This window comes from Deinococcus aerius (genome assembly GCF_002897375.1).
In the GTDB taxonomy this organism is placed as follows: domain Bacteria; phylum Deinococcota; class Deinococci; order Deinococcales; family Deinococcaceae; genus Deinococcus; species Deinococcus aerius.
Genome location: NZ_BFAG01000022.1, coordinates 16,133 through 34,556, shown reverse-complemented (window position 1 = coordinate 34,556; position 18,424 = coordinate 16,133). Strand labels below are relative to the sequence as shown.

Below are 18,424 nucleotides of genomic sequence, written 5' to 3'. Positions count from 1 at the left end.
CAAGTCCTGGAATTCGAATGTCGTTCCTCCTCGCGTCCGCAACGTCTTCGCCGGGCGGGGCGGCCCGCTCATTCGTGCCTGGGCGCCCCCCGCCCCGTCATGGTTGGGAAAATATCGAGAAGACGCGCCATGGTTCGGAAGGATATTCATGTCGTCCTCCCGTCCCGAACACGCGGGTCAAGCACCGCGTACAGCGCGTCCACGATGAAGTTGGCGACCAGCACCGCCAAGGCGATGAACAGGAAGATCTCCTGCATGAGGGGATAGTCGAGCCCCACGACCGCCTGGTACAGGTACAGCCCCAGGCCGGGGTAGGAGAACACCGTCTCCACGAAGATCGCCCCGCCCACCACGAAGCCCAGCGCGATGCCGAAGGCGGTGAAACTGGGGAGCAGCGCATTCCTCAGCACGTAGCGGTTCAGGATGCGGCCCTCGGAGAGCCCCTTGGCCCGCGCGAAGGCGAGGTAGTCTTCCCCCATCACGTTCATCACGTTGTTCCGCATGGTGATCAGCCAGCCGCCCGCCGCCGTCACGATGATGGTGAGCGCGGGCAACACCGCGTGCCGCAGCAGCGAGGACCACCACTGCGGTGTCCAGGGCGTCAGGAAGGGGTCGAGGTTGTTGCCCAGGGGAAAGAGGCTCTGCTTGTACGCGAAGAGGTAGAGCAGCAGCAGCGCGAACCAGAAGTACGGCATCGAGTTCAGGAAGAGGGCAAGGGGCGGCAGGGCGTCGGCCACCCGGCCCCCCCGCCGCCACGCCGAGTACAGCCCGAAGGCGCTGCCGATCAGGAACGACAGGATGGTCGTCACGCCGATGAGCCCGATGGTCCACGGCGCCGCCTGCCCGATGATGTCGCTCACCGGGGTCGGAAACTGCCCGATGGAGCGCCCGAAGTCGCCGCGCAGCATCCGCCCGAGGTACCCGAAATACTGCTCGATCAGGGTGCCCTGGTTGTCGAGCCCGTACGCCTTGGTGAGCGCCGTGACCGCCTGCGGGTCGAGCCGCCCCTGGTACTTGGCGATCATCGCGCCGATGGGGTCGCCCGGCACCAGGCGCGGCAGGATGAAGTTGAGGGTCAATGCCACCCACAGGGTGAACAGCAGGATGCCGAACTTGCGGAGGAGGTAGGGCACGGGGGGGCCTCCTGAAGACGGGGGGTGGGACGGGAGTGGTCCCAGTCCCACCCGGGGAAATGCGGCGCGCGGCAAAGCGAGGTCAGGTCGGGAAGGTCTTTTTGCTCCTCCCCCTTGAGGGGGGAGGCTGGGTGGGGGTGAGCGGGCACGCCCTGCGGCGCGGCGGGAAGGAGGGGCAGGCCGTGTGGCCCGCATTTGCGCTCACCCCGTCGCCCCCTCACCCCTGGCTGCGCCAGGCCCTCTCCCACGTGGGGAGAGGGGGAAGCATACCCCTACCTCCTCAACCCGCCGGGGCGCGCCCTACTTGGGCTTGACGTTGAGGTACATCAGCCGCGCGCCGGGCACGTCGTCGGGGCTGCCGTCGTTGTAAGGGTTTTGCGCGGTCGGGAAGTTCGTGAACCGGCTGGTGTTGTACAGCGAGAACTGGGCGCGGTCGGTCAGCGGCACCCACGGCATGTCCTTCATGACCGTGCTCACCATGGTGGCGACGGCCTGCTTCTGCGCGGCGGGGTCGCTGGTGGCGCGGAAGCGGGCGAGGGCCTGGGTGAGGGCCGGGTTGGTGTAGCGCGACAGGTTCGAGGGCGCCGTCTTGCCCACCGGCGCGCTGAGTTCGGGCGAGAACGAGGAGTAGAACAGGTAGTAGGGCGTCGGGCCGTTGCCCCAGCCCCAACTGATGCCCATGTCGTAGGTCGCGGTCTGGAGCCCGCCCGAGTAGGAGCTCCAGGTCTGCTGGTCGATGGAGGTGTTGATGCCCACCTTCTTGAGGTTGTCCCCCACGACCTGCGCCATCGTGATGAAGTCGGTCCAGCCCGCCCCCACCAGGATCTTGAAGGTGGGCAGGGGCCTCCCGTCCTTGCCCAGGCGTTGGCCCTGCGCGTTCTTCCGGTACCCGGCAGCGGTGAGCGCCCGGTCGGCGGCGGCGGGGTCGTACTTGGGGGTCAGGCCCTTCATCGAGGCGGGGAGCCACTGCGCCTGCTGGGCGGGAATCACGGCGCTGGCGGGCGCGGCGGCCAGAACGCCCGAGTAGGCCTTGAGGGCCACGTCCCTGGTGTTGATCGCGGTGGCGACGGCGCGGCGGAAGGCGGGGTCGCTGAAGGGCGCCTTGGTGGTGTTGAAGTACAGGAAGTTGGAGTTGTTGGTCGGCCACCAGTAGCTGTAGTTCGGCCCCTTGGCCGCGTAGCCGCCCTTGGGGTCAGGAATGCCGACGTAGCCGTAGTCGGCCTCGCCCTTGAGGAGTTGCAGCAGCGCGGCGTCGTTGCCGTTGGTCGCGCGCCACACCACCGCGTCCACGTAGGGCTGGCCCCTCATCCAGTAGTTGGGATTTTTCAGCACCCGCACCGCCTGGAGGCTGTAGGCGTCGAAGGTGAAGGGACCGGTGCCCACCGGCTTGGAGTTGGTGTAGGTCAGCGGGTCCTTGATCTGGCTCCACAGGTGCTGGGGCACGATGGGCGTCCCCGCCAGGTAGAAGAAGATCGGCGTGTTGGCGCGGGCGAAGGTGAAGGTCACGGTGCCGGGGCCACTCGCCTTCACGCTCGTCAGGCCGTTTTTCCACAGGCCGCTGAGGTCGAGCGCCGGGTACTGCTTGAGGTAGTTGAAGGTAAAGGCCACGTCGTTCGCGCTGAAGGCCTGGCCGTCGTGCCACTTCACGCCGGGGCGGGTGGTGACCGTCAGGGTCTTGTTGTCCTTGCTCCAGGTGTACCCCGTGCCCAGGACGTTGGTGACCTTGCCATTCAGGCCGTTGACGTAGAACAGCGTCTCGTAGATGGCCGAGTTCGTCGCCTGGAGGTGCTGGTCCCCCGGCGTGAAGGGGTTGAGGTTCTGTGCCCCCCACTGCGACGAGCGCACGACCGTGAAGGTGGTCGTGGGCTGCTGCGCGAGGGCGTAGGCGCCCAGCGCGGCGGTGAGCAGGGCGAGGGGGGCGGCAAGGCGGGACACTGGCTTCATGGGGAACCTCGGCAGTCTCCGGCGCGGGGCCGGGCGAGAGGGCAGGGGGGGCGGGTGGTCAGCGGGACGGGGAGGGTGGCCCGGTGGAGTCGCGCAGGGCGAGGGTGGTGGGAAAGGGGGGCGGCGGCGTGGGCCGGGTGCCGCGCACGAGGGCGAGCAGCATCCGCACCGCCGCCGCGCCCATCTCGGGCAGCGGCTGGCGCACGGTGGTCAGCGGCGGGCGGGTCCGGGCGGCGGCCCCCACGTCGTCGTAGCCCACCACCGAGAGGTCGTCAGGCACCCGCAGCCCCAGCGCCTCGGCGGCGCGCAGCACCCCCAGGGCCGCCGAGTCGTTGGAGGCGAAGATCGCGGTGGGCGGCTGGGGCAGGGCCAGCAGCGCCCGCGCGGCACGCTCCCCCCCCGCCTCGCTGAAGTCGCCCGGGGCCAGGTATTCGTCGGGCACGTTCACCCCGCCCCCCCGCAGCTCCTCCAGGAAGCCGCGCTCGCGCGCCTGGGACTCCTGCTGGTAGACCCCGCCCTCCTGCGGCCCGCGGATGTACGCGACCCGGCGGTGCCCCAACTCCAGCAGGTGCCGCGCGACGAGGCGCCCGCCGTGGACATTGTCCCCCCGCACGCTGAAGGGGCTCAGCGACCCCGCCGTGACCACCGGCACCGCGTCCCGGAACACCTCGTGTTCGTCCCCGCTGGGCAGGATGAGCAGCACCCCGTCGGCCAGGGTCCGCAGCAGCGCCGCCCGCTCGCGCTCCAGGGCCGCGCTGCCCGCGGTGGTGAAGACCGCCAGGTTCATGCCCGCGTCCTCGGCGGCGGCGACCGCGCCGTGCAGGACCTCGTTGACGTAGGGCACCCCGTAGCGCGGCGCGATCACCCCGATCAGGTTGGTGCGCCGCCCCGCCAGCCGGCGCGCCGCCGGGTTCGCCACGTATCCGGTCTGCTCGACCGCCCGCAGCACCCGCTGCCGGGTGGCCTCGGTCATGCCCGGCTTGCCGTTGACGACGTTGGAGGCCGTCATGCGCGACACCCCCGCCAGGCGGGCGATGTCCGCCAGGGTGACCGGCGCGGGGAACGGGGAGCTGGGGGAGGGTGGGGCCGATTCCGTCATGCGCGCTCCCGGATGGGACGTGACGTGAAGGCGGGCAAAGGGGGCGGACAGGGAAGGCCTGCCAGGGACTCCGCGTAAAGATGAGTTTAACTTTAGCGATAAAGTAAGCCTTCGAGTGGGTGGTGTCAAGGCGTCCCCGCTTCCCGCCCGCCTCGCTCCCGGCGGCCAACGCGGTAGCATGGCGGCGAAACCCTATGGCCCGCGTCAAACTCGCCTACATCGGCGGCGGCAGCACCCGCGCGCCGGGTACGGTGGCGTCGTTCATCCGGCAGTCGGCCAACTTCGCCGGGTCGGAGATCGTCCTGGTGGACCTCGACGAGGAGCGGCTGGGCCTCGTGCGGCGGCTGGCGGAGCGGATGATCGAGGCTCAGGGTGCCGACCTGCGGGTCACGGCCACCACCGACCGGGCACGCGCGCTCCCCGACTGCGACGGGGTGCTGTCGAGCTTCCGGCCCGGCGGCTTCGAGGCGCGGGCGCTCGACGAGCGGCTTCCCCTTGCGCGCGGCGCCATCGGGCAGGAGACGCAGGGGGCGGGGGGCTTGTTCATGGCCCTGCGGGCGCTGCACGTCACGCGCGGCCTGGTGGAGGACATGGCGCGGCTGTGCCCGGGGGCCACCTTGTTCAACTACACCAACCCCGTGAACATCGTCGCGCAGGGAGTGGCCGACCACTCGGAGGTGCCCGTCATCTCGCTGTGCGAGGGCCCCATCGTCTTCCCGCTCGAACTGGCGAGGATGGCGGGCCTCGACCCCCGCCGGGTGGAGGCCACCATGGTCGGCCTGAATCACGCCTGCTGGAGCGTGGAGGCGAGGTATGACGGGGAGGCGCTGCTGCCGCGGCTGGAGCGGGCCTTAGAGGGCGTCACGGACCCCTGGTCGCGCCGCCTCCTGCACCTCGCTGTCACGGTGGGGTCCATCCCCGCCTCGTACATGAGGTACTACTTCTACGAGGAGGACATGCTGCGCGAGCTGCGCGCCCGGCCCACCACCCGCGCCCAGGACATCCTCGCCGAGGTGCCCGACTACTGGGCGCACTACCGCGAGCAGGTGGATTCGGAGAACCCCACCCTCGACCCGGCCCGCTCGCGCGGCGGCCTCTTCGAGTTGGAACTTGCCGTGGACGTGATGGACGCCCTGTTCAACGACCGCGGCGAGGTGTGGCCGTGCAACGTGGTGAACCGCGGCGCCATTCAGGACTTCCCCGACGGGCAGGTGGTGGAGGTGCCGTGCCTGGTGGACCGCCGGGGGGCGCGGCCACTGTCGGGCTTCCGGGTGCCCGCCCCGGTGCGGGGCCTGCTGCACGCGCTCGGCGAGTATCAGGGGCTGGCGGCGGACGCGGGGTGGTGCGGCTCGCGCCGGGACGCCCTGCGCGCCCTGGTGAGTAACCCCCTCGTCCGCACGCTGCCCCTGGCCGAGGCGCTGTATGACGACCTCGCCCGGGCGCACCGCGCGTACCTGCCGGAGCGGCTGTGGTAGGGGTGGAGGTGCTGGGGGACGCGGAGGTGCTCGCCGAACGCGCCGCCGATCTCATCGGGGACGCGCTGCGCGAGAAGCCCAACCTCTCCGTCCTGGTCGCCACCGGCCATACCCCGATGGCGACGTACGCGGAACTCGCCCTGCGGGGGCTCGACGCCTCGCGCCTCACCGCCGTGCAGCTCGACGAGTACCTGGGCGTGGGCGAGGACGACCCGCGCTCGCTGTGGGGCTGGATGCGCCGCTCCTTCGTGGAGCCGCTGGGCGTGAAACAGGTCGTGCGGCTGGGGGACGCGCCGGACCCGGACGAGGCTTGCCGTCGCTATGAGTCGGAGGTGGCGGCCCTCAGCGGCATCGACCTCGCCGTCCTGGGGCTGGGGCCGAACGGGCACCTGGGCTTCAACGAGCCGCTGTGCGGGCCGGGCGCGCGGACCCGGGTGGTGACACTCACACCCGCGAGCCTGGCGAGCAACGCCGCGTACTGGGGCGACCTGCCCGTGCCGTCCCGGGCGCTGACGGCGGGGATGGACGTGATCCTGTCCGCGAGACGGATCATTCTCCTGGTGAGCGGGTCGCACAAGCGGGACATCCTCGCCCGCGCGCTGCGGGAGCCGCCGACGCCGGAGGTGCCCGCGTCGTGGCTTCAGGGCGCGAACACCACCGTCCTCGCCGACCGCGCCGCCTGGGGCGGGGCGCAGGGTCGGGCCTTCCCATGAGCCTTCCCGACCTTGTCCTGGGGATCGACGCGGGCAACACCAAGACGGTGGCCCTGGTGGCCGACACCTCGGGGCGCGTGCTGGGCTGGGGGCGTGGGGGGCGCGGCAACATCTACGTGTCCAAACGGGACGCGCTGGCGGCCATCGACCGGGCGGCGCTGGGGGCGATCAGGATGGCGGACGCCCACACCGCCGGGCTTCGCGCCGCCGTCCTGAGCGCGACGGGGGCCGACTGGCCGGAGGACTTCGCGCTGCTGGGGGCCGAGCTGGAGTCGCGCGGCTGGGGGACCGAGCGCCGGGTGGTGAACGACGCGCTGGGCGCCCTGCACGCCGCCTCCCCGGACGGGAACGGCGTGATGGTCGCCTGCGGCACGGGCGCGGGGATCGCCGCCGCGTCAGGCGGGAAGACCTGGCACACGGGCTTCTGGCAGGAACCCGGGGGGGCCGAGGACCTGGGGAGGATGACCCTGCGCGCCGTGTACCGGGCGGAACTCGGCCTCGACCCGCCGACCCTGTTGACGGAGCGGGTGCTGGCGACCTACCGCCTGCCGAACGTGGGGGCGCTGCTGCACGCCTTCACCCGCCGGGACCGCCGCCCGCCGGGCCGGGTGGGCCGCCTCGCGCGGGTGCTGCTCGATGCGGCGGCGGCGGGAGACGTGACCGCGCGGGCGCTGGTGGAGCGGCACGGCGCGGCCCTGGGGGACTACGCCCTCGTGGCCGCCCGGCGGTTGGGTCTGGGCGGCAAAGCCTTCGCTTTATACGCGGCGGGCGGCGTGATGCGTCACCCCTCATCCCTGCTGCGGGACGCGCTGCTCACGCGGGTGCGCGGGGGCGAGCCGGGCGCCGTGCCGGGTGAGGGCGGTCTCGAGCCCGCCCTGGGCGCCATCCTCCTCGCGCTGCGGGCGGCCCACGCGGGACATCCTGCGGGGGAAAGGCTCCACGATTGGCGCGCGGCCCTCGCCGCGACCCTGCCCCCGGACACCCTGTTCCGCACCTGACGCCCCGGAGACCGCGCCCATGTCCACCCCCCTGACCCTCTCCGGCCTGTACACCTATCCCATCAAGTCGGCGCGCGGTGTGGCGCTGGACCGCGCGAGGGTGGAACTCTTCGGCCTGGCCCTCGACCGCCGCTGGATGGTCGTGGACGGCGGCGGGCGGCAGGTGACCGGGCGGGACTTTCCGCGCATGGACCGCGTCGGGGTGGAGTTGGAGCCGGGGGGGTTGCGCGTCGCGGCGCCGGGGATGCCGCCCCTGGGGGTGCCCCGCGAGCCGGGCGGGCCGCCGCGCCTGGTCCACCTCTTCCGCCAGCCCGTGCAGGCCCTGGAGGTCGGTGGGGAGGCGAACGCCTGGTGGAGCGCCTACCTCGGCCTGCCCGCCGCCCTGGTCTACTTCCCCGACGGGGCCGAGCGGCGCATGAACCCGCGCTTCGGCACGGCGCGCATCAGCTTCGTGGACGGCAACCCGCTGCACCTCGTCTCCGAGGCGTCGGTCGCGGACCTGAACACCCGGCTGCGTGAGCCCGTGACCCCCGAGCGGTTCCGCCCCAACCTCGTCGTGCGCGGGGGCGCGGCCTACGAGGAGGACGGCTGGGGGCGCATCCGGGTCGGCGATCTGGAGTTCGACGTGGTGGAACCGTGCGCGCGGTGCAGCGTCCTCAACATCACGGAGGGGCGCATGGGGGGGGAGCCGCTGCGGACCTTGGCGGGCTACCGCCGACGGGGCCGTCTCATCGAGTTCGGGCAGAATCTCGTCCACGCCGCTCAGGGTGAGGTGGCGCTGGGCGACGCGGTCACCGTGCTGAGGGGCCTTTGAGGGGCGGTCGAGCCTTTGGCGGAAGAACGGGGCCTGTCGAAAAGACCCTTCACCCAAGCTGCTCCCCGGGGAGGAGCTTTGTGACCCCTCTCCCCAGGGGAGAGGGGCGCTGCGAAGCAGCGGGGTGAGGGGTCCTCTTTCACTGGTGTCGGAGCGTTCTTGGGGCCGCTGGCCTGCGCGCTGCTCACCGCCCGGCCCCACGTCGCCCTTTCACCGCTTCGGGCACAATGGACAGCTATGCCCCAACCTCGCCTGATCGAACGGATCAACCACCTTCAAGTTGGCGAAAACAGCCTGGCCTTTTACGGCCTGGGGCAGGTCGGCGTCGCCATCCGGGGGCCGGGCGGGGTCATCTACATCGACCCGTACCTCACCGACTCGGACGGCGGGGGCGGGCATCTGGAGCGCCTGTTTCCGCCGCCCGTCCCGCCGGGGGAGGTGACGAATGCGGACCTCGTGCTCGTCACGCACGAACACGTCGATCACTTCGACCCGGACACCCTGTGCCCGCTGGCCCAGGCCTCACCGCAGGCACGCTTCGCGGGTCCGTACACCTGTGACCCCCGCCGGGCCGGAATCGACGCGTCCCGGTGGCGGCATGCCCGCGCGGGTGAGCCGTTTGCGGACCTCGGCGCCACGGTCACGCCGGTCCCCAGCGCCCACACCGAGCTGGAGGGGGCCGGGCGCGGCCACGCCTTCCTGGGCTACGTGATCGAGTGGAACGGCGTGACGGTCTACCACGCGGGTGACACGGTGGTCTGGGACGGCCTGACCGAGACGCTGTCGCGCTGGCGGATCGACGTGGCCTTCCTCCCCATCAACGGGCGCGACTACTTCCGCACGCGGCAGGGCATCGTCGGGAATATGAATATCCGCGAGGCGGCGGAGCTGGCCCAGGCGCTGGATGTCGGCCTGGTGGTGCCGACCCATTACGACCTCTTCGCGGGGAACGGGGCCGACCCGGGGCAGTTCGTGTCGTACCTGTACCGGCTGAACCCCGATCGGCCCCAGAAGATGCTGCGGGTGGGGGAAATGCTCTTCTTCCGGCGTGAGGGGTAGCCCCGGCACCGTCAGAACCCTGTCACAACCGGCGGGGCACAGTGGGACGCCGATGGTGGCTCCTGCTCTTCCCCCCGCGCTGCGCCCCACCCTGGGGCTGCTCATCGTGGCCGCGGGGCTGCACAGCGCCTGGCTGGTGTTCGGCTGGGGCGGTGCCGAGTGGCGCGAGTGGTTCTCGGACCTGCACTACCTGCTCGTCGTCGGCCTGTTCCTGGTGGCGGTGGGGCAGCTCTTCGCGCGCAGCACGGGGCCGCTGCGGGTGGCGTTCGCGTGGCTGCTCGCCCACGCCCTGGTGCGCTTCGCGGCCGAGGGCTCCTGGGCGTACCTCGAACTGATCGTCCGGGTGCCGCCCTTTCCCTCCTTCGCGGACGGCCTGTATTTCCTCGCCTACCTCCTGCAGGGGGCGGCCTTCGTGCTGCTCGCCCGGCTGCCGCTGCTGGGCCTGAGGACCGCCCGGCTGGCCCTGGACAGCCTGATCGTGGTGGGCGCCGTCGGCGTCTTTTCCTGGCAGCTCTTTCTGGCGGGCATCGCGGGGGACGCCTCCGAACCGCTCGTCTCGCGGCTCGTCTCGCTGACCTACCCGGTCCTCGACCTCTTCCTGCTGAGCCTGCTGCTGCTCGCGGTCTTTCGCCACCAGCGCCTGCGCGCCCACGAGGTGTTCTTCGCCCTGGGGCTGGGGCTGAACATCATCGGCGACTTCATCTTCGTGTACCTGACGCAGACGGGTTCCTACGTGACCGGGCACCCCGTGGACGCGCTGTGGGCCTGGAGCTTCGTGCTGGAGGGCCTGGGCGCGGCCTTCGCGGTCCGGGTGGGGCCGCGAGCCTCCCGCCGCCCGGGCACCTGGCAGGTCAGGCTCACCCTGCTGTCCCCCTACCTGGCGCTGCTCGCCTCCTTCGCGCTGCTGCTGGCGCTGTACCAGCGGCAGACGCTCGCGGTGAGCGGCGTGCTGTGGGGCACGGCCCTGGTCACCGTGCTGGTGATGGTGCGCCAGATCGTGATGTTCATCGACAACGCCCGGCTGCACCGCGCGCTCACGGCCCGCGAGGCGGAACTGGAGCACCTGGCCCACCACGACCCCCTGACCGGGCTGCCCAACCGCCGCGCCCTGACGGCCCACCTGGAGGAGGCGGTGCGGCGGGCGCGGGCGTCGGGCACCCGGCTGGCCCTGCTGTTCGTGGACCTCGACGGCTTCAAGCACATCAACGACACGCTGGGGCACGCGGCCGGGGACGCCGCGCTGCGCGAGGTCGCCCGGCGGCTGCGCGAGAACGCCCCGGCGGGCGCCCAGGTCGCGCGGCTGAGCGGCGACGAGTTCGCGGTGGTGGTCCCCGATCTGGCGGAGGCGGACGCGGCGCTCCCGGTCGGCGAGGCGCTGCTCTCGGCCCTCACCGCGCCGCTGGCGTTGCCGGGCACGGGCGCCCGCGTGGGGGCCTCGGTGGGGGTGGCCGTGTGGCCCGACCACGTGCCCGACGCGGGGGGCCTGCTGCGCAGCGCGGACAGCGCGATGTACCACGTCAAGCTGCGGGGCAAGAACGGGGTGCGGCTGTTCTCGCCCGAGCTGGACGCCGAGTGGCGCGGGCGCCAGGAGATCGAGCGCCACCTGCGCGGCGCCCTGGACCGCGGCGAATTCCGGCTGCACTACCAGCCGCAGTGCGGCCCCGGGGGCGAGGTGGTCGGGGCCGAGGCCCTGCTGCGCTGGACCCATCCCGAACTCGGCGAGGTCCCGCCCCGGCGCTTCGTGCCCGTCGCCGAGGACCTGGGCCTGATCGGCCCCCTGGGCGAGTGGGTGCTGCGGGAGGCCTGCCGCCAGGCCGCCGCGTGGCGCGCCGGGGGCCTGCCGCTGCGGGTGGCGGTGAACGTGTCGCCCGCCCAGTTCGCCCAGGCGGACTTTCCCGCCCAGGTCCGGGCCGCGCTGGAGAGCGCCGGGCTGCCCGGCAGCGCCCTGGACCTGGAGATCACCGAGCGGCTGCTGGTTCAGGACATGGCCCGCACGGCGCACCAGCTCGCGCTGCTGGGCGGCTGGGGCGTGCGGATCAGCATCGACGACTTCGGCACGGGCCACTCGGCGCTCGCCTACCTGCTGCGCCTCCCGATCAGCGCCCTCAAGGTGGACCGCGGCTTCGTGCAGGAACTCGACGAGGCGGGACAGGACGGGGTGGGCGCCGCGCGGGTCGTGCAGGCGGTGGCGGGCCTCGCGCACAACCTGGGCCTCACCGTGGTCGCCGAGGGGGTCGAGGAACCCTGGCAGCGCCAGCGGGTCCTCGACCTGGGGTGCGACTACGTGCAGGGCTACTTCCTGGCCCGGCCCCTGCCCCCCGCCGAGTTCGAGCGCTGGTGGCGGGCGCACGAGGCGGGGCGCGGGGTCCCGGCACCCGGTCCGGTGGAGGTCCCCGTCTAGAGCCGGAAAGAAGGCGGGGCATCCTGGGCGAAGCGAGGTGGCCCCGCGCCCCGCCCGGGGACCCAGGGTTCCACTGCCCCGTGCGCGGGCCTGGAGTTGGCTCGGCCCGGCTCCCCGGCAAGGGCCGCGGCGGGGAAAGCCGGATGCCCAGACGGATTCCGCTCAGTTCCCGCACACCACGTCAAGGACGAGGGATGTACGTTCACAACGCAGAATCCGTCTTGTCTCCTTCTCCCATCCGCTCGGATTGAACCCGTCAGGACTCCGGCGCCCCCCGCCGCACCCGGCAGTGCCGACCTCCCGCCGACAACCCCCGGCCAGGGTGAACCCGCCTTAAGGCAACTGGGGGGCAGCCTTGAGAGGCCGTCAACCCTTCCTCAATGCCCGGGCCTCCCGCACGGCCGCGCCCTGCGTCATGCTGGGAGAGCCATGCTCACCCCACCCGACGGGAGGTTGCGACCGTGACCGCCACCAGGCCCTCTGCCCTCGATTTCGCCCGGATTCTCCACGCCCGGCAGGAGCTGGAGGGCCAGGCCGCGGCCTACCTCACCGAGTTGCAGGCCCAGATCAAGGTCATGCTGGAAGGCCGGGGCTACCAGGAGGTCACGGTCAAGCCGCTCGATGCCCCGGCGCCGGAGGATGTGGCCGCCCACGTCACGGCCGCCCTGCTGGCCCGGCTGCCGCTCGACGGGCTCAAGCGGCCCGTCGTCCGGGTTCAGGTTCCGCTCACGGTCACCTACGCGGGGCAACTCGTCGTGCAGGGCGCGCAGATCAACCGGTTCACCGTCACCGAGCCCTTCGCGCAGCCCTTCTCCACAGACCCCGCCGAGATGGCCGACGGCCTCGTCCAGTTTCTCTCCGAGCGGTACATGGCCCACCTGCTTCAGGCGGGGGTGGGTTCCGGCCAGGGCTAGACCAGGCCCACCGCCCGCCCCCGAGCCTGCGACTCGTAGGCGGCCAGGACGACCCGCAGCGCCTCGTATCCCGCGTTCCAGTCCGCCCCGAGTGAGGGCCGCTCGCGCGTGCAGAGACTCAGGAAGTCGGTCAGCATGAGGGCGTTGAGGTCGGGACCGTAGCCGACCCAGTGCCGTCCCGCCGTGCCCGTCACGGTGATGGACTCGGCGAAGGCGTCGAGGCTCTGTGTTCCCTGTGTGCCGACCACGCCCAGTTTGAGGTGGCCCCAGCGGGGGTAGGTCCGGGGTCGGCTCCAGGAACAGTCGATGGTGGCTCCCGCCCCGGAGGCGAGGCTCAGGGTCACCAGCCCCGCCGCGTCCACCCCGGCGTGTTCCGGGAGGACCCACTCCGGCACGGGGATCAGCCGCGCGTACACGCCCTCCACCCGCTCGCCGAAGAGGTGCAGCAGGTCGGCGAGGTGGATGATGTGGTCCATCCCCGCCCCGCCGCCCGCGAGGTGTGGATTGCTGAACCAGCCCCGTTCCCGGTCGGGGCAGACGCTGTGGTTCACGCCGCTGTAGGCGAGGACGTTCCCCAAAAGACCCGCCCGGAGCATCCCGTGAAGTTGCCCGACCGCCGGGGAGAACCTGACGGGGAAGGCGGTGCGGAAGCCCACCCCGGCCCGCGCGCACGCTTCTCCCATCGCCCGGGCGTCCTCCAGCGTCGTGGCGATGGGTTTCTCGCACAGGACGTGCGCCCCGGCCCGCGCGGCGGCCTCGACGAGCGGGCGGTGAACGGCAGTCTCGCTACAGACGATGACGCCCCCCGGTCCTGCCCCCAGAAGCCCTTCCAGGGGCAGGTGGGCCAACCCCGTCCGGGCCGCGAACTCGGCGGCGAGGTGCGGGTCCTCCTCGCTGAAGCCGAGGGGCTGGACGTGGGGCTCAGAGGTGAGCCAGGCCGCGTACGCATCCGCGTGGACATGCGCGACCCCCAGCAGGGCGAGGCGAACGGGGATCATGTGTCCTCCACGGGGACGGGCTGCCGGGTTTCCAGGCTGCGCCGCACGGCCAGGCTCAGCGCGAGGGCGGCCCGGGCGTCCTCCGGCTCGACGAGGAAAGGGGTGCCGGACCCGATGGCGCGGTAGGCGTGTTCCAGTTCCGCGGCGTAGGGATCACCCGCCAGCGCCGGGAGGGAGGCGCCCTCCTGGGATGGGGGAGGGGGCGGGGGACCGTGGGACCGCAGCGGCGAGGGAGCGTCCGAATTCCACTCGATCACGCCCAGGGTCCCCGCCAGGTCGAGGGCCGTGCGGAAGACGCCCTGGGGAGCGGCCCAGCCCCCCTCCACCAGGCTGATCGCCCCGACCCGGTGCGAGAGGGTCGCCTGGACCATCACCCGTCCCTCCTGGCGGCTCTGGACCGCGTACACCGTCCCCACCTCTCCCGCCACCCAGCGCGCGTAGTCGAGGTCGTGAATCATCAGGTCGAGGGGCACGCCGCCGCTCTGCGACTCGTCGTGAAACCAGCTTCCGGGCGTGGGGGGCGCACCGATCCGGCTCAGGCGCAGGACGCGCGGCTCCCCGATGGCCCCGGCCTGAACCCTTTCCCATGCCGCCCGGTACTGGGGAAAGAAGCGCAGGACGTGCGCGACGAAGAGGCGAACGCCCGATTCCCGACACGCCGAAATCATCTCGTCCGCCTCGTCCAGCGTGAGGGCCAGCGGCTTCTCGCAGATGATGTGACGGCCCGCCCGCGCCGCCCGAACCGTGAGGTCGCGGTGCGTCGGTGTGGGCGTGCAGAGGTCCACGATGTCCACCCGCTCCAGCAGTTCGTCCAGTTCCGCGCAGGGCTGAAGGCCGAACTCGGCGGCGAACTGCTGAGTCCTCTCGTCCGGGGCGTACACGTGGGTCAGGACCCCGGGCAGTGTCCCCCACCCCCGAGCGTGGGTCCGCCCCATCAACCCCGTGCCGATCAAACCGACCGTGAGGCGACTCACTTCAGCGCCCCCCCGGTGATCCCGCTGACAAGTTGCCGCGAGAAGATGATGTACAGCACCACGACGGGCACGATGGCGAGGGTCAGCGCCGCCAGCACCGCGTTGTAGTCGTTCACGAACTGCCCCAGGAAGGCGCTCGCCCCCAGCACGATGGTCTTCGTGCTTTCCCCGGGCGCCAGGATCAGCGGGAACCACAGGTCGTTCCAGATCGGGATCATGGAGATCGCCGTGACGGCCCCCAGCGCGGGGCGGATCAGCGGCAGCGTCAGGCCGTAGATGCGGTACTCGCTCGCCCCGTCGATGCGTGCGGCCTCCTTCAGGTCGCGGGGCACGCCGCGCATGAAGGAGGTCAGCACGAAGACCGCGAGCGGGATGCCCTGCGCCGTGTATACCAGGATGAGCGCCCAGAGCGTGTTGACGAGGTGCAGGCCCACCATCAGGTTCAGGATGCCGACCGTGCCGAGCCGGATGGGGACCATGATCCCGACCGACAGGTACAGCCCCAGGAGGGTGTTGAGCCGGAAGCGGTACTCACTCAAGGCGAAGGCCGCCATGCTGCTCACCAGCAGGATGAGGAAGAGCGACCCCAGCGTCACGAGCAGGCTGTTGAGGAAGAACAGCGGGAAATTGGCCGAACTCGCCAGCGTCCGGTAACCGTCCAGCGTGAAGGTGCCCCCGTTCGGCAACGCGAAGGGGTGCGAGAAGATCGTCAGCCGGTCCTTGAAGGAATTGACGATGATGAGGAGCGTCGGCAGCGTCGCCAGCAGGCTGTAGAAGATCAGCACGAGGTGGCCGAGCACCCGCGAGGGGCGGTTGAGGAGGGGGACACCCGCGCTCGTCACAACTGCACCTCCGTCATCCGCCGCTGCCAGGCCACGAGGTACACGAGCAGCCCCGCCAGGATCACGGCGAGCATCACGCCCGCCACCGCCGCGCCCATGTAGGGGTCACCGGACTGGAGCTGGTAGCCGAAGAAGGTGCGGTAAAACAGCGTCCCCAGGATGTCCGAGGCGAAGTTCGGCCCGGCGAGCGCGCCCTGGGTCGAGTAGATCAGGTCGAAGGCGTTGAAGTTCCCCACGAAGGTCAGCACGCTGACGATCCCCACGGTGGGCAGGATCAGCGGCAGTTGGATGCGCCGGAAGATCGTCCACCCGCCCGCCCCGTCCAGCCGCGCGGCCTCGTACAGCTCGTCGGGGATGCGGACGAGCGCGGCGAGGAACAGCAGCATCGGGATGCCGATGTTCTGCCACACGCTGATGAGCGACAGGGTGGGCAGGGCCGTGTTCGGCAACCCCAGCCACGGCTGGTCGAGGTGTTCCAGCCCCAACGGGGTCAGCAGCGCGCGTTGCACCCCCCATACCGGGTTCAGGATCAGCTTCCACGCGAAGCCGATGATGACCACCGACAGCACCGTCGGCGTGAACAGCAGCGTGCGGTAGACCGCGCTCCCCCGCAGCCGGAAACTCAGCAGCACGGCGAGGAGCAATCCCACCGGGTTCTGCACGAGCATGTGGATCAGGAAGAACACGACGTTGTTCCGCAGCGCGTTCCACAGGGGCTGCGCGTACAGCTCGCTTCCCAGCAACTTCTGGTAGTTCGCCAGCCCGACGAAGGCCGCCCTTCCCCCCGACTGGTTGTTCAACGACAGCCACAGCGAGGACAGGATGGGGTAGATCATCACCACGGTGTAGATCAGCACGGCGGGCGCGAGAAAGACGGCGATGTGCCAGGGAAAGGGGCGGCGCCGCTTCACGCGGGCAGAGGACGAGGTGGCGGACAGGGAAGTATGGGCCATGCGGTCATCCTCGGATGGGGAAAAAGGCCCGGCCGGGCGCGAACCGGGCGGGCCTTGCGGGAGATGAGCCGGCCTACTTGCCCTTCTGCGGCGCGTACCAGGACGCCAGGTTCTTCTGCACCAGGTCGGCGGCGGCCTTGGGGGTCAGGCTGCCGTTGAGGACCTGCGAGGAGACGTTCCACAGGTCGTTCTCGTTGTTCGGGTTGGCGTTGCGCGAGAGAATCTGGTACGAGGACCGGAAGCTCTTGCCGCACTGGGAGCGCCACTTCAGGAACTCCTGCGCGACCGGGTCCTTCACCGTGTACTTCACGTTCGCCAGCGGGAAGAAGCCGGGCAGCGCGTTCGCGTACAGGCTGGCAAAGGCGTCGGACGCCACCCAGTTCAGGAAGGTCCGCGCCGCCGCCTGGTTCTTGCTCGCCGCGTTGATGCCCATGGCGATGTCGGGGTGATCGTCGATCACGCACTTCTTGCCGTTGATGGAGTACGGCGGGAACGCACCCAGGTCCAGGTTCGGGTTCATCTGCCGGAAGGTGCCGATGTCCCAGCTTCCCGCCGGGTAGATCACCCCGCGCCCCTGCGCGAACAGGTTCTGCGCGTCGGGGTAGGCGAGCGCCTGGTAGCCCTGCGGCAGGTAGTCCTTCCACTTCGCCAGCGAGTTGAACGCCTGGAGGAAGCCGCCCTTGTTGTACTGCGCCGTCCCGGCGATCAGCCCCTTGCGCCCCTTCTCGCCCTCCCACAGCGTCGGGCCGATATTCTGGTAGCCCATCGTGGCCGACTCCCACTGGTCCTTGGTGCCCATCACCAGCGGGGCATACTTGCCGCTTTGCTTGATCTTGGCGAGGGTGTTCAGGAACGCCGTCTCGGTTGTGGGCACGCTCAGCCCGAGTTCCTTGAACAGCGCCTTGTTGTACAGGAAGCCGTGGATCACCGAGGCCATCGGCACGCAGAAGGTGGTCTTGCCGTCATCGGTGGACCAGGCAGCCTTGGCGATGGCGTCGAAGTTCTTCAGCCCCGGCAGGCTATTCAGGCTGACGAGCCGCCTCGCCTGATACAGTTCCAGGCTCTTGTCGAAGGGGCGGCAGGTGATGAGGTCGCCCGCCGTGCCCGCCTTGAGTTTGGCGTCCACCACCGCGTTGTACTCGGTGGGGGCGGTGGGCGAGAAGACCACGTGGATATTGGGGTACTGCTTCTCGAACGCCGGGATGATGCTGTCGCGCCAGACCTTGAGATCGTCGTTGCGCCAGCTCTCGATGGTGAGGGTCGTCTTCTGCGCCCCGGCCAGGCTGGCCAGGAGCAGGAGGGAAAGCGGCAGACCCAGACGTTTCATGGAGACCTCCCCAAACCGGGCACGGCGGAGGCATGAGACCTCCTGTGCCGACCAGAACGCGAAGATTGTGACCTAGCTTAAGAATACATATACTCCGCGGTCACAACCCGGTCAACAGGAGGGCGGCGAGTGGGGGTCTGACCCGGCCCCTTCGCATCACACGCCCAGCCGCTCTGCCAGCGCCCGCACCTCCCCGCCCGTGAGAACGGGGCCGTGCCCGACGTACACCTCGCGCGGCTCCATGTTGGCGATCTTGCGAACCGTGCGGCGGGTCTGCTCCTGGTCCTCGTTCAGGAAGCCGGGGGGCAGGGCGGCCCGGCCCCGCCGCGAGCCGACAGCGTCCGCCGCGATCAGGACCCCCTCGCGCATCAGGCCGATCTGTCCCGGCGTGTGGCCCGGCAGGTGCACCACCTCCCAGACCATCAGCGAGTCGCCCTCCTCCAGCGTCTGGAGGGCGGCGCGCGGCACCGGGGGCACGGGAAAGTTCAGGATACGCCCCACCACCGGGAGCCCCAGGGGTGGCCGGGGCACCTCGCCCGTCAGGTACGGCACGTCCAGCGGGTGGGCGTAGATCGGCAGGGCGAGTGCCTCCCACAGGTGCCGCGCGCCGCCCGCGTGGTCGGGGTGGTGGTGGGTGAGGAGGACGGCCCGGACGCCCTCCTCGCGCGCCCAGGCGAGAACCTGCTCCCGGGTCCGGCTCAGGCCGCTGTCCACCAGGAGGGTCCCCTCCGGGGTCCGCAGGAGGTAGGTGTTCGCGCCGAAGGTGCGGTATTCAAGCAT

Annotated in this window: 16 protein-coding genes; 7 read left to right on the top strand and 9 right to left on the bottom strand. The window is 71.0% G+C overall.

Going from position 1 to position 18,424, the window contains the following annotated elements; all coding sequences use genetic code 11:
* Positions 1-146: 146 nt before the first annotated feature.
* From DAERI_RS20835 to DAERI_RS20825, 3 genes are all read right to left on the bottom strand, one after another.
* The gene (locus tag DAERI_RS20835; RefSeq protein ID WP_103131369.1) at positions 147-1,133 is read right to left on the bottom strand and encodes an ABC transporter permease; all 987 of its coding nucleotides are present in this window, start codon (positions 1,131-1,133) and stop codon (positions 147-149) included.
* Between the two features lie 300 nt (positions 1,134-1,433).
* Positions 1,434-3,077 carry an ABC transporter substrate-binding protein gene (locus DAERI_RS20830; RefSeq protein ID WP_165794317.1) on the bottom strand — a complete coding sequence of 548 codons (1,644 nt, stop codon included), beginning with the start codon at positions 3,075-3,077 and terminating at the stop codon, positions 1,434-1,436.
* Positions 3,078-3,135: 58 nt separating this feature from the next.
* Entirely contained in the window at positions 3,136-4,176 is a 1,041-nt protein-coding gene (locus DAERI_RS20825; protein WP_103131367.1) for a LacI family DNA-binding transcriptional regulator, read from the bottom strand.
* Positions 4,177-4,370: 194 nt separating this feature from the next.
* Between DAERI_RS20825 and DAERI_RS20820 the strand changes: the two genes are divergently transcribed.
* From DAERI_RS20820 to DAERI_RS20790, 7 genes are all read left to right on the top strand, one after another.
* The gene (locus DAERI_RS20820) at positions 4,371-5,651 is read left to right on the top strand and encodes a family 4 glycosyl hydrolase (RefSeq protein ID WP_103131366.1); all 1,281 of its coding nucleotides are present in this window, start codon (positions 4,371-4,373) and stop codon (positions 5,649-5,651) included.
* Complete coding sequence (locus DAERI_RS20815) at positions 5,645-6,364, top strand: glucosamine-6-phosphate deaminase (RefSeq protein WP_103131365.1); 720 nt, start codon at positions 5,645-5,647, stop codon at positions 6,362-6,364. The genes DAERI_RS20820 and DAERI_RS20815 overlap by 7 nt, the downstream gene beginning before the upstream one ends.
* Positions 6,361-7,362, top strand: coding sequence for an N-acetylglucosamine kinase (locus DAERI_RS20810; RefSeq protein WP_235610497.1), 1,002 nt, complete (start codon positions 6,361-6,363; stop codon positions 7,360-7,362). The genes DAERI_RS20815 and DAERI_RS20810 overlap by 4 nt, the downstream gene beginning before the upstream one ends.
* 19 nt (positions 7,363-7,381) lie before the next feature.
* Positions 7,382-8,176, top strand: a complete 795-nt coding sequence (locus DAERI_RS20805) for an MOSC domain-containing protein (RefSeq protein ID WP_103131364.1) — start codon at positions 7,382-7,384, stop codon at positions 8,174-8,176.
* A gap of 237 nt (positions 8,177-8,413) precedes the next feature.
* The gene (locus DAERI_RS20800; RefSeq protein WP_103131363.1) at positions 8,414-9,235 is read left to right on the top strand and encodes an MBL fold metallo-hydrolase; all 822 of its coding nucleotides are present in this window, start codon (positions 8,414-8,416) and stop codon (positions 9,233-9,235) included.
* Positions 9,225-11,636, top strand: coding sequence for a putative bifunctional diguanylate cyclase/phosphodiesterase (locus tag DAERI_RS20795; RefSeq protein ID WP_133162090.1), 2,412 nt, complete (start codon positions 9,225-9,227; stop codon positions 11,634-11,636). The genes DAERI_RS20800 and DAERI_RS20795 overlap by 11 nt, the downstream gene beginning before the upstream one ends.
* A 461-nt stretch (positions 11,637-12,097) precedes the next feature.
* Complete coding sequence (locus DAERI_RS20790) at positions 12,098-12,550, top strand: hypothetical protein (protein ID WP_103131361.1); 453 nt, start codon at positions 12,098-12,100, stop codon at positions 12,548-12,550.
* Here the strand turns inward: DAERI_RS20790 and DAERI_RS20785 are convergent.
* From DAERI_RS20785 to DAERI_RS20760, 6 genes are all read right to left on the bottom strand, one after another.
* Positions 12,547-13,548, bottom strand: a complete 1,002-nt coding sequence (locus DAERI_RS20785) for a Gfo/Idh/MocA family protein (protein WP_103131360.1) — start codon at positions 13,546-13,548, stop codon at positions 12,547-12,549. The two genes, DAERI_RS20790 and DAERI_RS20785, sit on opposite strands and share 4 nt — an antisense overlap.
* Positions 13,545-14,522, bottom strand: coding sequence for a Gfo/Idh/MocA family protein (locus tag DAERI_RS20780; RefSeq protein WP_103131359.1), 978 nt, complete (start codon positions 14,520-14,522; stop codon positions 13,545-13,547). The genes DAERI_RS20785 and DAERI_RS20780 overlap by 4 nt, the downstream gene beginning before the upstream one ends.
* Positions 14,519-15,364, bottom strand: coding sequence for a carbohydrate ABC transporter permease (locus DAERI_RS20775; RefSeq protein ID WP_103131358.1), 846 nt, complete (start codon positions 15,362-15,364; stop codon positions 14,519-14,521). The genes DAERI_RS20780 and DAERI_RS20775 overlap by 4 nt, the downstream gene beginning before the upstream one ends.
* Positions 15,361-16,317, bottom strand: coding sequence for a carbohydrate ABC transporter permease (locus DAERI_RS20770; RefSeq protein ID WP_201262807.1), 957 nt, complete (start codon positions 16,315-16,317; stop codon positions 15,361-15,363). Before DAERI_RS20770 ends, DAERI_RS20775 begins: the two co-directional genes overlap by 4 nt.
* A 73-nt stretch (positions 16,318-16,390) precedes the next feature.
* Positions 16,391-17,644 (bottom strand): ABC transporter substrate-binding protein, encoded by a 1,254-nt coding sequence (locus DAERI_RS20765; protein WP_103131357.1) that lies wholly within the window; start codon positions 17,642-17,644, stop codon positions 16,391-16,393.
* 156 nt (positions 17,645-17,800) lie between these two features.
* Entirely contained in the window at positions 17,801-18,424 is a 624-nt protein-coding gene (locus DAERI_RS20760) for an MBL fold metallo-hydrolase (protein WP_103131356.1), read from the bottom strand.

Excerpts from the sequence above, each read along its gene's own strand:
- DAERI_RS20825 (WP_103131367.1), bottom strand. The coding sequence starts at position 4,176 with ATGACGGAATCGGCCCCACCCTCCCCCAGCTCCCCGTTCCCCGCGCCG.
- DAERI_RS20810 (WP_235610497.1), top strand. The coding sequence starts at position 6,361 with ATGAGCCTTCCCGACCTTGTCCTGGGGATCGACGCGGGCAACACCAAG.
- DAERI_RS20800 (WP_103131363.1), top strand. The coding sequence starts at position 8,414 with ATGCCCCAACCTCGCCTGATCGAACGGATCAACCACCTTCAAGTTGGC.
- DAERI_RS20830 (WP_165794317.1), bottom strand. The coding sequence starts at position 3,077 with ATGAAGCCAGTGTCCCGCCTTGCCGCCCCCCTCGCCCTGCTCACCGCC.
- DAERI_RS20805 (WP_103131364.1), top strand. The coding sequence starts at position 7,382 with ATGTCCACCCCCCTGACCCTCTCCGGCCTGTACACCTATCCCATCAAG.
- DAERI_RS20765 (WP_103131357.1), bottom strand. The coding sequence starts at position 17,644 with ATGAAACGTCTGGGTCTGCCGCTTTCCCTCCTGCTCCTGGCCAGCCTG.
- DAERI_RS20770 (WP_201262807.1), bottom strand. The coding sequence starts at position 16,317 with ATGGCCCATACTTCCCTGTCCGCCACCTCGTCCTCTGCCCGCGTGAAG.
- DAERI_RS20820 (WP_103131366.1), top strand. The coding sequence starts at position 4,371 with ATGGCCCGCGTCAAACTCGCCTACATCGGCGGCGGCAGCACCCGCGCG.
- DAERI_RS20760 (WP_103131356.1), bottom strand. The coding sequence starts at position 18,424 with ATGCTTGAATACCGCACCTTCGGCGCGAACACCTACCTCCTGCGGACC.
- DAERI_RS20785 (WP_103131360.1), bottom strand. The coding sequence starts at position 13,548 with ATGATCCCCGTTCGCCTCGCCCTGCTGGGGGTCGCGCATGTCCACGCG.